Genomic DNA, 15,600 nt, shown 5'->3' on the forward strand with positions numbered 1-15,600 from the left:
TGCCTGCCCATGCGGCAGCCGCCCATATGGACGTAGCCGCCACTACCTTAGAGTTAGCCCTTCCTAAAGGCACATCGTATTATGCTTTCGGACAAAATGTGTTTGCCCCGCAAAAAGGACAAATCCCGGTGGGGATATCGGCGTATTATTGGATAACTCCGTCGGAAATGGGGCGCGTTAATGAGGATAAGACAGAACTTCTCCCCGGCGCCGCTTCTGCCCTTACCGAACAAGAACGCCAAGCAGTGCGCCAACACGCCCGAGATATTCAAACCGTTACGGCGTGGCGTATTTTGCAAGGCGTAGAATTAGATAAATAATTGTTTTAGAATATAACCTAAAAAGCCCCCTGTAAACAAGGGGGCTTTTTTATGAGTAAATCTAAAGGTAAAAAATTTATTTTACAGCCTTTAGATAGTTTTGTAATACACCTTTGATTCGTGTTTGCATAGACGTGGGGGAAAGCACCTTAATATGCGGTAGCCAATGCAAAATAGTGGGCAAAATTTCTTCCTCTTTTGCCGCTTGGCACGAGATAACAATGCGCCCGTCTTTGAGTTCTTTTTCCAACTTTTGAAGCGGGAAATAGTTCTTTTGCTTAAAGAAATGCGCGCACTAAGTAGTTTTTCATCATAAAAATCCTGTTAGTTTAACGTTGCGTGAATGAATTTGGCGGAAAGCCAAGAGGATTTTGAGGAGCAAGAAAGAGTTTGGAACGGAATATAATATGCTGCGACGCTATGTTGTCGCGCGGGTTTATTATCCTATAAAGGTAGTTAAAACCAACTAGGAGAAAAATATGCCAGAAACAAAATACGAATGCAATAAATGTCACCAAGTATTTACCTTCGCAAACCCGACTTTGAATACCAAATGTCCGGTTTGTGGCGGTTTTTTAAGCCGCAAATACTAAGTGTGGAAAATGCCCCGGTCATCACGGTGGCCGGGGCTAGGAGATAATATGAAATTTGAATCAATTAAAGGCAATATGAAGCGTTTTAACGATCTTATCAACGCTTGTGGCGGTACACAGGGGATGATTGATAAAGGTATCCCTTGGGAACAGGTGGTGTGGGGTAGAACATTTAGTGATAACGGAAAAGATATTTATTTTGAAATTTACTCCAAAACGGATGAAAAGGGCGAATTGCACTTGTTTGCCAAAAATGGCGAAAAACTACTAGAGCGTGCCAAACGGGATTTGGCGTACTCGTGCGATTTGTACGACAAAGACGGCAAACTCCTTAACATTATGTTTTTGGGTCTTTGATGTGCTATTATAACTTTAAGAGGTGCGTATGAATTTATCCAAATCACAATACACCAAATACCGCGGTTGCCCCAAGCATTTGTGGCTGTACCGTAATAAAAAAGAGGTGCTGACTCCTCCGGATGCTGCCCAGCAAAAAATCTTTGACAGAGGGCATTTTATCGGAGAGCTTGCTTGGAAGCGTTTCCCGGGTGGAGTGCTAATCAAAGACGGCTACAAAAAACCGCAAGAAGCCATTAAACGCACGCAGGAACTGATGGCGCAAGGAGTGCCGGCTATCTACGAGGCCGCCTTCTCTTATAACGGTATTTTGGTGTTTGTGGATATTTTGGAAAAAACGCCCACCGGATGGAATTTGGTGGAAGTCAAAAGCAGCGGGCGCAAAATTGATGCTATTTACGTGGACGATATTTCCATTCAGCGCTATGTGCTGAGTCATTGCGGGATTACGCCGGAGCACTGTTACCTCATGCACATCAATTCCGACTATTTTATGACGACCGACGAGCCGGATTTGAGCCAATTTTTCCTCTTAACGCCCATGGATAGCGAACTCTTTTCAGATGAGGATATTGAGGAAAATTTAGCCGCCATTGAAAAATTGCTTGCCGAGCCGGAACCAAAAGTAGAACTGGATAAATCCGGTTGTGATGGTTGTGAGTGCCACGACTATTGCTGGAAAGATATGCCCGAGGACTCCGTATTTGACCTTTTGCGTAGCAACCGGGCGCGGGAGTATATGGCGCAAGGTATATTGCGCATAGCCGATTTGCCGCCGAATAGTTTTGATAACGATAAATACAACCGTTGGATAGAAGTGTGCCGCACGCAACAACCGTACATTGATAAATCGGCGGTGGCCGCGTGGCTAAATAAGCTAAACTATCCGCTTTATTATCTGGATTTTGAGACGACGCAACCCGTTGTGCCGCTTTGGAAATACTCGCGGCCGTATCAGCAAATCCCGTTTCAGTTTTCCTTGCATGTCCAACGCGAGCCGAACGGCAAATTTGAACATTACGAGTACCTTTCCACCGGTAAAGAGGACCCGCGCTATGGGTGTGTAAAGGCACTTTTGGAATATATCGGCAAGGCGGGCACGATTATTGCCCATAATGCCGCGTTTGAAAAGAGCCGCATTAAAGAGATGGCCCACGACTTGCCCCTGCCCGAAAAAGATGCCAAACGCTTGCAAGAGATGACCGAGCGGTTTGCCGATACGGGGGATGTGTTTAAGCAGGATTATTTGCATCCCAAAATGCACGCCAGTTGGTCTATTAAGAAAGTACTGCCCGCTCTTGTGCCGGAAATGAGTTACGAAGGCATGGCGGTTGCCAACGGTGGGGATGCCATGGATGCTTTTGACGTGTTATATGCCGGGAAATTGCCGCCCGCCGAGTTGGAGCAGTTGCGTAAGGATTTACTCAAATATTGCGAGCAAGATACCTGGGCCATGGTCAAAATCGTGGATGTGTTAAGGGATAGCATACAATAGGAGAATTTATGAAAACAAATCAAGACTTTACTAAATTGCCTAAAAAAGCAACCAAACGCAAAAATGAGGATATGAAAAAGGGGCTCTCCCGCTTAATTAAGCTGATGATTGACTTAAATCAGGGCGTGCTAAATTTGGACCACGCCGCTAAGGAATGTGGGGTAAGCCGCCGCACGATTCAGCGCGATATAGAAACCCTAGAGCAGGCCGGGCTAACGCTATATAAGCCCAATCCGCAAAATGTAAATTACCGCGTGCGGGATGATTTTGAGTGGGCTAAATTTAATATCACTAAAGAAAATGCGCTGGATTTTGTGGATGCACTAGATGCGCTTACCGGAGGACTAGGCAAACCCAGTAAATGGGTGCTCCCTATTCAAAAAGAAGTGGAAAAAGCCGGGCGCAAGGAGCAGAAAAAACGTAAAGAAGCCGCGGGAAAGTGGGAGCCGATGAACGCTACCAAGGAAAACGTCTTATCTATCTTTTTAGATGACGGGAGTTTAAATCGTGCCCCTTTGCAAATTTTACTGGCACTTGCAGAATTTAATAAGGTTGCTGATGATAAAGGTTTTAGGAATAGTGCCTATCGCAAGTGGCAAGAGCGTGAACTTCAAAAAATTATGATTCGTTTCCATTGGTTGGGGCAACAACACCGCGAGGCCTTAAAAGAGTGTGCCAAACTTATTAAGGATGACCCGAAGGATGTATGGCCTTATAAACAAGCCGCTCTGATTTGCTATACCCAAAAAGATTATAAAGGCGCGCTACAATACGTGCTGGACGGGTTTAAGCAAGACAAACATGATGATACGCTTTTTACGTACTGTCTTTATTTCGCAATACTAAATAAGCAGTACGAAAGTGCCGCCCGGCTGTTTAACGCGGGTATTAACCACAAGGGGATGCAAACACATTTTGCCGCGCTGATGTACGCAAGTGCGGGGCAATTTGATAAGGCGTTAGATGTGGTGAGCAAGGCCCAAAAAGCCGACCCCGAGAATCCCAAAGCCTACGAATATATCAAAGGGCAAGTATTAGACCTTAAGACTAAGAAACAGTAGAAACCGCTATGACGGACATACAAAACGGGTGACACTATGTCGTCACCCGCTTTTGTTATCCTAGATACAAGAAGTATTTAGGGGAAAATATGGAGATACTTTTAATGATTATTGTAGATATTATCGGCTTTGCGTTAGACGGAGCCACCGAGCGCAAAAATTAGCGCATGATTGCTATACCGAACATAGGGGGAAAATATGAGTATACTGGGTTTTATCGTATTAGGGGTTTTGATGTTTATTTTTTTTATAGCTCTAGCCCAAATTGATTTTTAGGGGTAAAATACCGGGCGGCAAGAAAATTGCCGCCCGGGATTAAGACATATTTCACACGCCTCTTTTGTTCTTTGCACTTGTGATAAGTTTTAGGATTTCCTCTTTGCTTTCATTAAAAGATTTGATAGTAGAAAAAGCAATTTGATAGTACTGTCTATATTTGCGTTCTATATCAATATGTTTGCTAGATAGAAGCTCTTCAATTTCATTATTTTCGTCGCAGTGAATACGTAATTGAACATTTCCTTTTTGCGGCACAAAAGAAATGAAATTCTTTGCAATACCATCTTTTTTTAGTCCAATATAAAATTTGTTATAGTTTAATTCAAATTCTTGACATAATGGGTTAATTTCCTTGAATATATTATCCATTAAAGTCATCATGGTAGAATTGGATCGTTGTTCCCACCACGCTCTGTTTGTAACTAATTCTTGTTCTGTATCATCATCTGCAGAACTGACGGTCAAGTCTAGTATGTTGGTAAGGTTTAACCCAACTTTGTTGTCAGGTAGAGGAATAGCAGTTAATTGTAGGGCTATCAAGGGAATCGCCCCGTGAAACAGTGAAATTACATTAAAGAAGCGTCCAGTAATATTTTCGGCTATCAGCACGGCAATATGATCATATTTGGGATAACGTTTTCTTTCTATGTCCCAGTATTCTATGGACCGAATAATATGTGTTTCATCGGTTGCTCCCAATTGTAACTCAACTTCATATCTATTATTTTCGTCATCACCAAATAATAAGTCAATTCTTCCGCCACTAAATTGTCTTTTTTCCCTTTGTAAGGGTTGCAGGTTTTTGACTCCAATCGCATCTCCTAATATTTCAGGATGGTCGTAGAGAAAATCGCGTATATTGGCTTCTGTAATTGTTTTTTCTTCAGTTAAATTCAACTGTGTCATGGGTGTCAATTTATTGTTTGTGTTGTTACTCATATTCTTTCTCCTTTAATTTCCAATCTATTTTAATTATATTTGTTGTAATTGGGTGCGTCAAGCCGTCATTTCCTCATACAAAACATACTGTGGCTAGTACCTTCTACAAAGCATTCCGTGTCGCCTAAATCGTAGCGGGTGATGTTCGCGCCGGCGTATTGGGTAATCGTTTTTACTTGTTCCATTTTGATTTGGATTTGAGCTGCGCCGTATCCAACCCCGGTGGCTAATAATAGAGCCAAAATTAAGTAAATTTTCTTCATTTTACACTCCTTAAATAATTGTTTAACACATCTTTTACACGCTTACGTAAAGACGTGGGAGAAAGCACCTTAATATGCGGTAACCAATGCAAAATGGTTGGCAAAATTTCTTCCTCTTTGGCGGCTTTGCATGAGAGAACTATGCGCCCGTCTTTGAGTTCTTTTTCCAACTTTTGCAGCGGAAAATAGTTCTTTTGCTTAAAGAAATGCGCGCACTCGGCCGATACTTCCATTTTTACATGAAGCGGGCGGTCTTGCTCAAACCAAATGTTTGTGCTGTTTCGCAAAATATCGTCTATATTTTTATCGTATTTGAATGGTTTATTTGTGGCTTTGGCCGAAGATATTTTTTCCAAACGGAATTTTAATAATTTATCGGTATTAGTCAGTGATAGTAAATACCAAAAGCCTTCCATCCACATGAGTTTTAGCGGTCGTACTTCATAACAGGCTAATTTGCCGCCCCTATAACATACATTTACCCACTTTCGCTCTCGTATGCATTCTTCCAGCGTTTTTGTGATAGGCGTATCTATATAGATTTCGCCATTATTTAGTTTGATAAAAAAAGGATTGTCTTGCGGCATGGCTAACAGACGGTTTTTGAGTATAGAAAACGTACGACCGAAATTTCCACCTAGCGACGAAGCCATCTCGTTCATTACTACTAAAAGCGAGGCTTCGGCTCCGGATAGTTTCATTCGTTGTAACGAGCAACCCGCTATAAATGCATAATCGCCGGGTTTTGGATTCCATAAGGGGAAATCCGCACTTTGTATTTCGTTCATATCGCGTTGAATGGTGCGTACATTTACACCCACTTCAGCCGCCATTTTAGCCAAATTGATGGGCCCTTTATCAAGGGAGTTAAGTTCATATAAAAGCCGGGTTAATTTATTTTGCATTTCTTTTTGCATAGTTACCTCTTATTCAAAGTATAGCACATCTGCGCGACAAGGGGGTGTCGTATGGAGCTAAAACAAAGAAATATTATGTGTGGGAAATCTATAAAAATGAATTGTGATAAAACCTAACGGAAAAACAGTTATAATAAATATAATTCGTATAAGTACATGGAGAATAGTGTATGGATGTGATTTCTTTGTTAAAAGAGTTTGAAACACTGGTGCAAATGCGGCAACGTAAATTGGGAAATTTCGGAGCCAACCCCAACCGGTTTAATTTATTCAAAGTTGTGTCCGATAAATATAGAAAAGAAAATTTACATAGTGATATTTTAGCCTATTTATTGGATAACGAGCCAAGTTTCTTGAATTTGTTTTTGGAACAGGCAGATAAGTTAGGATGTATGGATAAAAGTGGGGGTGTTCTATTAAAAGAGACATTTGATACTCATGCTAATGTATTTGTCCGTCGCGAAAAAGGCCGTATAGATATTTTGATACATAACGATAAACAGCAAGCCATTATCATAGAAAATAAATTAAACGGATTTACGGATATGGATACGCAACTGTGTCGCTATTACCAGTATGCTGTTGAACATAACTGGAAAGTCCTTGCCATTCTTTATTTGCCGCGTGAAAAAGGCAAAGTGCCTAATATCGGCAAGTATTCGTGCGAAATATGTAAAGACAGAAAACAATGTGCCGGTTATAAAAAATTCTCCTTTGAAACGCAATTGCCTAAATTAACAAAAGTAATAGAGATAGAGCCGTTGATAGATGTATTAACCCAATGGGTAGCAAATTCCGAGCCGGATGATGTAAGATTGTCCGATATGCAAATGTTTGTACGGCATTATGCCGATTTACTCAGAGAAATAGGAGTTAATTGTATGACATACGACGAAAATATAGACATTCTAAAGAAAATTTTTGAAGATAAAACCTTACTGGACACGGCCAATGTGCTTGCTTTTATTTGGCAAAATAAACAAGAGTTGCTTAAACCACTGGTGGGGAAACGTATTGCGGAAGAATTGCAAGCAAAAGGTTATAAACAAAAAGATAAAGATCCTATTTGGAAGGAAGCCGGAGGAGTCTTATATAAAGAATTGCCCGGTAATCCTTATTTTGAGTACATTATCTATAAGCCGGAGTGGCTTACATTTGCCTTAAAACCCAAGGACGGGCAAGTGGAAAAAGCCAATTACCTATTGGCAAACGAAGCCTTTGAAAAGTGTGATTACTTGTCCGAGGTGCGTGGTTCAACGGCCAATTTTAAGCACCGAAATTTTGATTTCAAAAAACTGCCCCAACCATTAGAAACCTTACATGAAATAGTGGCAAAATGTGTGGCCTGTTATGATAAATTAGAAGAACTGGTCACGCAAGAAAAATAAATTTTGTTCCTGCTTTCTCGTTCTTGCGCAGCCCCAAGCAGTTGGAGTCGCTTTCAGCCCAAATAAAAACCCACCTCTTATGGTGGGTTTCAAATGGTGGACCGGAAGGGACTCGAACCCCTGACCTCCTGCGTGTAAAGCAGGCGCTCTACCAACTAAGCTACCGATCCGTAAAGCGATAATTTATTATATCAAATTCGCTTCCACTTATACAACTATTCTTTAGCGCGAGCAATTATTTTTCCGATTTCTCATGGCAACAACCGCAAGCACATGCTTCTACTTTAGGAGTGGTGCGTTCCCATTCTGCGGCTTCCGGCCCCCATTTATCTTTGACGGCTTGTGGCAATTTGAACAAAATGCTCGTGCATTTAGCCGATACCGTACCATCGGGTAAAATTATTTCGCCTTCCACTTGTGCGCGTGAAGATCCGCCTTTAAGCAACCGTCCTACGGCACGCAAAGGTGTATTGGTAGGAGTATTTTGTTTATAGGTTACTTCCATCTTAAGCGTAACCATTAAATTATTAAAATTGTTGTTGAGCAAAACGGCACGGCCGGATGTTTCGTCCAAAATCGTTGCGATAATGCCCCCGTGTACCGTTCCGGGATACGAACAATAATTATCACTTAAGGTAAAAGTTGTTTCTACTTGTTGTTTTTCGTCGTCATTAAACCATTCCAAATGTAAACCGAACGGATTGTTTTTTCCGCATGCAAAACAATTTAACGAAGTAGGTTGGCGTAATTTTTCCATAAATTCCTCCTAACTTATATTATACTTTTTTGCTACACTACCTATATGAAACATACGGAAATTGAATTTAAGTGGGAGGCAAATTCTCCACGAGCATTTACTAACATGCGTGAAGCGCTTAGTACAACGTGTGAAAAAATTTCTTTAGCGAAGAAATGGAAAATTGTAGATACTTATTTGGAGACGCCTTCTCAAACATTAACAAAACAACAAATTGCTTTTCGGGTGCGGCATGTGAATCAAAGTTGGGAAGCCACTTTTAAAACACGTACCGAAATCAAAAACGGAAAAGCTGTCCGGCGCGAAGAAACGCTTGCATTACCTGATGTGAAAAATATATCGCAAGCATTACGATTTTTACAACATAAGAAAACATGGAAGGGTTTGCAGTTGACCGAATTGCGGCCGATTTTTACGCTCAAAAACCGTCGGGAAACATATGATATTATCCTACGCAACATGCGGGCCGAACTCGCCTTTGATACTTGCGAACTTAATGTGTGCGGGCGGCGGGTACATTTTAAAGAAATAGAATTGGAACATAAAAAAGGCTCAGCGATAATTTTTGAAAAATTGGCCGCGCAACTTACACAAACAAGCAAATTAAAACGCGCAGAAATCTCTAAAGTAAAAACAGCATTTTTATTACTGAAATTATGGGGGGAAAAGTGATTGCGGCGCTTGCTCTTTTGTTTAGTTTGATTGCCCCCGGATCCGGACACGCATTGACGGGAAATTGGACTCAGGCCATTATTATCGGTGCGCTTTTTGCACTTGGTAAAAATGCACTGTTGCCGCTTTGTTTGCGTTTGTTTAAGGTGCAAACATTGCGTAGCGTTTTGATGTTTTTTTATGCATGTAACTGCTTGCAAATTGTGTTGATTTTTTATGCATGCATCAGTGCATTTTGGTATGGCCTTCAAGCACATGAAATGTATTTTTTGCGTGCATGTTTAGTGGCAGTTGCCATAATTTTAGTACAGAAAAATACAAAAAATAAATTTATTTTTACGGCACTTTGCGGGCGCGAAGGAATGTGGGAGTTAATGCAAAAAATGCGTAAATCTCCGACGAGAAAAAAATAATTTTGTTTTTTCTGACGGCAAATAAGAGACTTGATTTTTTTGTGAAAAATTTTTTAAGACGGAAAAATAGTTGCATTTTTTTAGAATTTGTGCTATTATTTTTATGAGGTTAAAACTAATTGTCTTAGGAGAGTAATATGGCTGTTAAAAAAACCGTGAAAAAAGTAACAAAAAAAGTCGCCGCTAAAAAACCGGCCAAAAAAGTATGCGCTAAAAAAACCTGCAAAAAAGCGTGTGCTAAAAAAGTAACCGTCAAGAAAGCCGCTGTAAAAAAGACGGCCAAAAAAGTAACGAAAAAACCGGCCAAAAAAGTAACGAAAAAAGTTGCTAAAAAACCGGCCAAAAAAGTAGCCAAAAAGAAATAATTTAGTACCGAAACAAAAAGTACCGCCTGTTGAAAGATAGGCGGTACTTTTTTTATGAAAATGCTTTATGGTAATTTATAAGCGCGCCAACTCTCGGACGGCGTAGTAGACGTTCCCTTTTCTATCTTCTCGCAGAACGCACCGGTCCCCGCTGTGTACTTGCTTGAATTTCTCATTTCTCGGCAGTGCAGTTGGCTCATGTCCGGATAACTCGGATGCCACCAAATACCAAATCCGGCGCAAGCATATTTCCCCGTACTGTAATAGGCCACCACTCCGCCGGAAGACAAATCGGCCGCGGTTGCATTAAGAACTACGTAGAAGTCTTTTCCGGCACGAGAAGCATCTGTTCCTTGCGTGGATGTACCACATGCGCCGGTTCCTCCGCCTACGGTGGTTGCTACCGGAGTTAAGGGTAAGTCAATGTCTAATTCGTCAAAATTAGCGGGGTATTTCCCGTTGGCCATGTGATAGGCTTGCGCTGCTTGGGCCACCGACGAAACAATTTGCTTGAGTTGCGTATTGCGTGATTTCCATACGGCTTTTTGATATTGCGGCAAAGCAACACCTGCCAATATGCCGATAATCAGTACAACGACTAATAATTCAATAAGTGTAAAGGCTTGGTTGTTTCTCATGACTAATCTCCTGGTGATCTTTACTACTATAATTATTATAACTTTTTAACTGCCTATAGCGTAAAAAACTCCCCAAGTGAGTAAACTTGGGGAGTTATAGTTGTCTTAAAACTACTTTATTTAATCTTGCAAGATTTGGAAACAATTTCCCATGCTTCCTCGGCAGTTTCCACAATGGGGCACAGGTGCGTATCTTCTTGAGAAATGACACCGTACTCGGCAAGTGCTTCTACATTGATGACTTTTGTCCAAAATTCCTTGCCTACGAGTACCACCGGGATGTTGTTCTTTTTGCCCGTTTGGATAAGCGTTAAGATTTCAAACAATTCATCAAATGTACCGAACCCGCCCGGGAACACTACAAATGCTTTTGCGCGCATCACAAAGTGAATTTTGCGGATAGCAAAGTAGTGAAATAAAAACGCCATATTTTTGCAGATATAGTCGTTGGGGCGTTGTTCGTGCGGCAAGGTAATGTTAAGCCCTACACTTTTACCGCCGTTTTCAAAAGCGCCGCGGTTGGCGGCTTCCATAATCCCGGGGCCACCGCCGGTAACTACGGCATATTTATCACCGGCTTGTTGGGCGACGATTTTTGCGAAATTACGTGCTTCATCGTAGTATTTAGATAATTTAAGAAGGCCTTTGGCTGCTTTTAATTGCATTTGAAGTTTTTTATCTTGCGGTTTTTTAGCAAGTTCCGCTTCCAACTTTTTTACGCGTTCTTTGGCTTTGTCGGTTTCATAAATGCGGGCGCTGCCAAAGCAAACGATGGTTCGTTCAATATCAAAATATTTAAGGTACAATTCCGGCTTTAATACTTCTAATTCCATGCGGATAGGGCGCATAACATCGTGCTTTAATAATTCCATATCTTCATACGCTTTAATGTATGAAGAATCGTGCGGAAAAGATTTCGGGTCGATTGCCATAAGTTTCTCCTTTACTTCATCCAATTTGAAATTTTATCAGCCTGATGTTGCGCGTCCAAATCATACTGTGCGTACAACAAGGCCGATTTACCATGTTCTACAAATTCATCGGGATATCCTAAGCGCAGTAAATGAAATTTGGCTTGTTTATCCACTAAATACTCGGCGACGGACGAACCGAACCCGCCGGCCAGTACGTTATCTTCTACCGTTACAATATATTGTGAATTTTTGAGCGCTTCGTCAATAGCATTTGTATCTAACGGTTTAACAAAACGCATATTGACTACACCCGCTTTGATGCCTTTTTCCGCTAACAATTCGGCGGCTTTTTCGGCGGGGTGCACACGGTTTCCGATAGCAAGAATAGTTACATCTTTGCCTTTTTTAAGCCATATGCCTTTTCCTACCGGCAACGCTTTAGGTTTATCATCCATGGGTACATTAAAACCCGCGCCGCGCGGATAACGTAATACAAAAGGTGCCTTGGCATCAAACGCGGTTTTGAGTAAATGCTGAAGTTCGTTTTCATCGGCGGGAGCAGCAATGAGTAGTTGCGGAATTTCGCGTAAGAAACTAATATCAAAAACGCCATGGTGGGTGGGGCCGTCTTCGCCTACAATGCCTGCGCGGTCTAATGCAAACACAACGGGCAGATTTTGTAAGGCGATATCATGCAAGATTTGGTCAAAGCACCGTTGGGCGAAGGTAGAGTACAAGGCGACAACAGGCTTTAATCCGTTAGCTGCCAAACCGGCCGCGAACGTAGCGGCGTGTTCTTCGGCAATACCGACATCAAAATAACGAGCCGGATATTTATCGCGGAAGGCATCCAGGCCGGTTCCTTCGGGCATGGCGGCGGTAATGGCGTTGATTTTTTCATCCTTGTCCGCCAATTTTAAGAGTGCTTTTGAAAACGCTTGTGTAAAAGAAATACGATCGGACTTGCCTAAACTATCACCCGTTTCCACATCAAAAAGTCCTACTCCGTGAAATTTGGTGGGGGAGTCTTCAGCGGGTTTGTAACCTTTTCCTTTTTTAGTTACAACGTGTAAAATGACGGGGCCTTTGACATTTTTGACGTTTTCCAATACGTCAATCATGGCGTCTATGTCGTTGCCGTTGACCGGGCCGAAATAGCGAAAACCCATTTCTTCAAATAAAGTGCCCGGGAATAAAATAGAACGCGCCCGTTTGGCTAGTTTCGCGGCATTGTTGCCCAGTTCGTCAAAGCGTTGTAAGAAGTTGGTGGCTTTTTCTTCGGCGAGTTGGACGTATTTGGTAGTTAAAAGTTTGGTTAAAGCCTTGCCTAATGCGCCTACGCGTTGAGAAATAAACATTTGGTTATCGTTTAAGATAACTAACAAATCGGTGCGTAATAGGCCGGCATTTTGCATGGCTTCATAGGCCATGCCGCCCGTCATACAACCGTCACCCACGACGGCAATAACGCGGTCTTGCGAATGTTGTTGGTCGCGTGCAATCGCCATGCCTAACGCTGCCGAAATGGCAGTTGAAGCATGGCCGACACCGAAAGTATCAAATTCGCTTTCGTAGCGTTTGGGAAATCCGCTGATTCCGCCTTTGGTGCGTACCTTGGTAAATTCTTTTTGGCGGCCTGTTAGCAGTTTGTGTGCATAGGCCTGATGCCCGGTATCAAACACGATTTTATCGTCGGGAGTATTAAACACATAATGCAAGGCCGTAATAATTTCCACCGCGCCTAAACTGGAGCCTAAATGCCCGCCGTTATGGCTGGCGGTTTGAATAATTTGCTCGCGCAGTTCCTCGCAAAGGGTGGGAAGCAATTCCCTTTTAATAAGTCGTAAATCGCGGGGAGATTTGATACTGGGAAGAACTTTCATTTTTCCTCCTTAATACGTCCGTGTCTTGAAAAATTCAGCCATTTCATAGAGCGGCCACAAATTTTTCTTACGGGCGGTTTTCAGGCTGTCTAACGCCTTTTGTGCTTTGGAAATTAACAATTGGGCGTGTTTGCGGCTACCTTCCAAACCGTACAAACTGACAAATGTAAGTTTGCCGTTTTCGGCGTCGCTGTTAGATTTGCCGAGTTGTTTGGCGGTGGCGGTAACATCCAAAATGTCATCTACAATTTGGAACACCAGCCCGATACTGTTGGCATAGGTTTTAATGAGTTTTAAGTCGTTGCCTTTTACGCCGGCCAGTAAGGCGCCCGTTTCCACGCTGCCGCGGATAAGCGCGCCGGTTTTGTTGGCGTGAATATAATTCAAAATGTTTTCCGGAGTTGTTTCTTTAACAGTGGGGGGCAACATAAAATAGTGCAAGGTCTTTTTGGCTAACGGTTTAGAGGTTTTGCGGAGTTTATCGGCCCGAAAACTATGCGTATCTTGCGTGTTTACGCCTTCGGCATATACGTCGGCCGTTTGCCCGCCGACCATACCGGATGCACCCGTGCAGTGTGCAAAATTTAATAAGGCGTTTAACGTATTTTCCGCACCGATAGATTTTACTTTCCCGTTTTGCGCAAACACTTCAAATACGTAGGTTAAAAGTGCGTCGCCCGCGAGCAAAGCCAAATCTTCGCCGAACACTTTGTGGTTGGTGGGTTTGCCGCGGCGCAGATCGTCGTTATCCATACAAGGCAAATCGTCGTGAATTAAAGAATAGGTGTGGAGCATTTCCGTCGCGCACGCAGCGGGCATAACATCTTGAGCTTTTTTGCCAAAGGCTTCGGCGGTAGCCATAACGAGGATTGGGCGCACGCGTTTGCCGCCCGCTTGCAAGGAATAGTCCATGGCATCAGTTAAGATTTTCGGTGCGTTAGGAATTTTGGCGATATATTTAGATAGATTTTTCTCTACCAGTTTAGCCCGTTCTTTTAAGTAAGTATCAAATTTGTTCATAATTTCTCCCCATAAGGTATATACACTCATTATACCTTATATAGAAGAAAAAGGGGGGAGAGATTAGGGATAGATATACTTTCTTGTGTCTTTATGGTAAAACCGGAAAGGAAAGACGGAAGTAAGATTTGCTATACTAAAACTATGGTAAAGACAAATCGGCCTCATATTGGCATTTTCGGAAAAATGAACGTAGGGAAAAGTTCCCTGATTAACGCCCTTACCGGGCAACATACGGCCGTCGTATCCGAACAACCCGGTACGACAACGGACCCTGTTAAAAAAACGATGGAAATTTTAGGCATTGGCCCGGTGGTACTCATTGATACGGCCGGAGTGGATGATACGTCCGACTTGGGTACGCTTCGTATCCAACGCGCGCACGAAGCATTAGATCACGTAGATTTAGCGATACTTGTTTTTGCGGGAGAATTCGGCCCGTACGACCAAAGTTTAATGGAATCGTGTGTGGCGCGAAAAATTCCGTTTTTCTTTGTACATAATAAGGAAGATATTGAGCCAATGTCGGTGGATATTCGCGGGGCCGATGTGGTACGTTTTTCGTGTAAAGAGCCCAACGTGGCAGCCGTGTTGGATAAAATCAAACAACTTCTTCCCAAAAGTGCTTACGCGCAAGATGTGTTATTAGATGATCACGTCCGTCCGGGTGATGAAGTGGTGCTGGTCATTCCCGTAGATTCTTCCGCGCCCGAAGGCCGGCTCATTTTACCGCAAGTACAAACCATACGTAATTTGCTGGATATCGGCGCGTGGGCGGTGTGCTTAAAAGATACCGAACTGCGCGAATATCTGCAAACGCATACGCCCAAATTAGTGATTACCGATTCGCAAGTGTTTGAGTATGTAAATGCTGTGGTGCCGACAGAAATTCCGTTAACGAGTTTTAGTATTTTATTCTCGCGCCTGAAAGGTGATTTTGATATGTATTTGAAAGGGACGCGTACCATTAGCCGCTTGCAAGACGGTGATAAGGTGTTGATTATGGAATCTTGCTCGCACAGCGTCAATAAATGTGATGATATTGGGCGCACCAAACTGCCTAATTGGTTGCAAAAATTTACCGGAAAAAATTTACAATTTAATGTAATCGCCAGTTTGGACGCTTTGCCGCCAGATGTAGAAACGTACAAGTTGGCCATCCAATGCGGCGGATGTATGGTTACGCGCACGCAGATTTTACACCGCTTGGAAATGCTCGCACAAAAGGGCGTGCCTGTTTCCAACTACGGTTTAGCGATTGCCTATTGCAACGGTATCTTTGACCGTGCTACCGAAATTTTTAGGAAATAGTTATTTTTTTTGCTA

17 protein-coding genes, 1 tRNA gene and 1 pseudogene are annotated in these 15,600 nt (G+C 42.5%); 9 read left to right on the top strand and 10 right to left on the bottom strand.

Annotation, left to right across the window (positions count from 1 at the left end; all coding sequences use genetic code 11):
* The coding region (locus ACQY3H_RS05075; protein WP_428075493.1) for a hypothetical protein at positions 1 to 320 on the top strand (320 nt) is incomplete at its 5' end.
* 76 nt (positions 321 to 396) lie between these two features.
* Here the strand turns inward: ACQY3H_RS05075 and ACQY3H_RS05080 are convergent.
* Positions 397 to 588, bottom strand: a pseudogene (locus tag ACQY3H_RS05080) (WYL domain-containing protein); the annotation flags it as partial.
* A gap of 373 nt (positions 589 to 961) precedes the next feature.
* On the opposite strand from ACQY3H_RS05080, the gene ACQY3H_RS05085 reads away from it, so the two are divergent.
* From ACQY3H_RS05085 to ACQY3H_RS05095, 3 genes are read left to right on the top strand one after another with little or no spacing between them, the layout of a single operon-like run.
* Positions 962 to 1,270 (top strand): hypothetical protein, encoded by a 309-nt coding sequence (locus ACQY3H_RS05085; RefSeq protein WP_428075494.1) that lies wholly within the window; start codon positions 962 to 964, stop codon positions 1,268 to 1,270.
* 28 nt (positions 1,271 to 1,298) lie between these two features.
* Positions 1,299 to 2,765 (top strand): DUF2779 domain-containing protein, encoded by a 1,467-nt coding sequence (locus ACQY3H_RS05090; protein ID WP_428075495.1) that lies wholly within the window; start codon positions 1,299 to 1,301, stop codon positions 2,763 to 2,765.
* 8 nt (positions 2,766 to 2,773) lie between these two features.
* Positions 2,774 to 3,826: an HTH domain-containing protein gene (locus tag ACQY3H_RS05095; RefSeq protein ID WP_428075496.1), complete on the top strand. Its 1,053-nt coding sequence runs from the start codon at positions 2,774 to 2,776 to the stop codon at positions 3,824 to 3,826.
* Positions 3,827 to 4,153: 327 nt separating this feature from the next.
* Here ACQY3H_RS05095 and ACQY3H_RS05100 read toward each other — a convergent pair whose 3' ends face one another.
* From ACQY3H_RS05100 to ACQY3H_RS05110, 3 genes are all read right to left on the bottom strand, one after another.
* Positions 4,154 to 5,044 carry a hypothetical protein gene (locus ACQY3H_RS05100; RefSeq protein ID WP_428075497.1) on the bottom strand — a complete coding sequence of 297 codons (891 nt, stop codon included), beginning with the start codon at positions 5,042 to 5,044 and terminating at the stop codon, positions 4,154 to 4,156.
* 65 nt (positions 5,045 to 5,109) lie between these two features.
* The gene (locus ACQY3H_RS05105) at positions 5,110 to 5,307 is read right to left on the bottom strand and encodes a hypothetical protein (protein WP_428075498.1); all 198 of its coding nucleotides are present in this window, start codon (positions 5,305 to 5,307) and stop codon (positions 5,110 to 5,112) included.
* Positions 5,304 to 6,224, bottom strand: a complete 921-nt coding sequence (locus tag ACQY3H_RS05110; protein WP_428075499.1) for a helix-turn-helix transcriptional regulator — start codon at positions 6,222 to 6,224, stop codon at positions 5,304 to 5,306. Before ACQY3H_RS05110 ends, ACQY3H_RS05105 begins: the two co-directional genes overlap by 4 nt.
* Before the next feature lie 170 nt (positions 6,225 to 6,394).
* Between ACQY3H_RS05110 and ACQY3H_RS05115 the strand changes: the two genes are divergently transcribed.
* Entirely contained in the window at positions 6,395 to 7,612 is a 1,218-nt protein-coding gene (locus ACQY3H_RS05115; protein WP_428075500.1) for a PD-(D/E)XK nuclease family protein, read from the top strand.
* Between the two features lie 94 nt (positions 7,613 to 7,706).
* Here ACQY3H_RS05115 and ACQY3H_RS05120 read toward each other — a convergent pair.
* Positions 7,707 to 7,782 (bottom strand) — tRNA-Val (locus tag ACQY3H_RS05120).
* A 65-nt stretch (positions 7,783 to 7,847) separates the two neighbouring features.
* Positions 7,848 to 8,369, bottom strand: coding sequence for a PaaI family thioesterase (locus tag ACQY3H_RS05125; RefSeq protein WP_428075501.1), 522 nt, complete (start codon positions 8,367 to 8,369; stop codon positions 7,848 to 7,850).
* 45 nt (positions 8,370 to 8,414) lie between these two features.
* On the opposite strand from ACQY3H_RS05125, the gene ACQY3H_RS05130 reads away from it, so the two are divergent.
* The 3 genes from ACQY3H_RS05130 (at position 8,415) to ACQY3H_RS05140 (ending at position 9,819) form a co-directional block, all read left to right on the top strand.
* Positions 8,415 to 9,041, top strand: a complete 627-nt coding sequence (locus ACQY3H_RS05130; protein ID WP_428075502.1) for a CYTH domain-containing protein — start codon at positions 8,415 to 8,417, stop codon at positions 9,039 to 9,041.
* Entirely contained in the window at positions 9,026 to 9,454 is a 429-nt protein-coding gene (locus tag ACQY3H_RS05135; protein WP_428075503.1) for a hypothetical protein, read from the top strand. The genes ACQY3H_RS05130 and ACQY3H_RS05135 overlap by 16 nt, the downstream gene beginning before the upstream one ends.
* A gap of 137 nt (positions 9,455 to 9,591) precedes the next feature.
* Positions 9,592 to 9,819, top strand: a complete 228-nt coding sequence (locus ACQY3H_RS05140) for a hypothetical protein (protein ID WP_428075504.1) — start codon at positions 9,592 to 9,594, stop codon at positions 9,817 to 9,819.
* Positions 9,820 to 9,884: 65 nt separating this feature from the next.
* Here the strand turns inward: ACQY3H_RS05140 and ACQY3H_RS05145 are convergent, their stop codons facing one another.
* From ACQY3H_RS05145 to ACQY3H_RS05160, 4 genes are all read right to left on the bottom strand, one after another.
* Positions 9,885 to 10,457: a type IV pilin protein gene (locus tag ACQY3H_RS05145; protein WP_428075505.1), complete on the bottom strand. Its 573-nt coding sequence runs from the start codon at positions 10,455 to 10,457 to the stop codon at positions 9,885 to 9,887.
* Positions 10,458 to 10,573: 116 nt separating this feature from the next.
* Entirely contained in the window at positions 10,574 to 11,389 is an 816-nt protein-coding gene (locus tag ACQY3H_RS05150) for a TIGR00730 family Rossman fold protein (RefSeq protein WP_428075506.1), read from the bottom strand.
* A gap of 11 nt (positions 11,390 to 11,400) precedes the next feature.
* Positions 11,401 to 13,254, bottom strand: a complete 1,854-nt coding sequence (gene dxs, locus ACQY3H_RS05155; protein WP_428075507.1) for a 1-deoxy-D-xylulose-5-phosphate synthase — start codon at positions 13,252 to 13,254, stop codon at positions 11,401 to 11,403.
* A gap of 9 nt (positions 13,255 to 13,263) precedes the next feature.
* Positions 13,264 to 14,274 (bottom strand): polyprenyl synthetase family protein, encoded by a 1,011-nt coding sequence (locus ACQY3H_RS05160; RefSeq protein WP_428075508.1) that lies wholly within the window; start codon positions 14,272 to 14,274, stop codon positions 13,264 to 13,266.
* Between the two features lie 144 nt (positions 14,275 to 14,418).
* On the opposite strand from ACQY3H_RS05160, the gene hydF reads away from it, so the two are divergent.
* A complete protein-coding gene (hydF, locus tag ACQY3H_RS05165) occupies positions 14,419 to 15,585 on the top strand; it encodes a [FeFe] hydrogenase H-cluster maturation GTPase HydF (protein WP_428075509.1) in 1,167 nt (388 codons plus the stop codon).
* The last annotated feature ends 15 nt before the right edge of the window (positions 15,586 to 15,600 follow it).

This window comes from Candidatus Avelusimicrobium luingense (assembly GCF_902757105.1).
Taxonomy (GTDB): Bacteria; Elusimicrobiota; Elusimicrobia; order Elusimicrobiales; family Elusimicrobiaceae; genus Avelusimicrobium; species Avelusimicrobium luingense.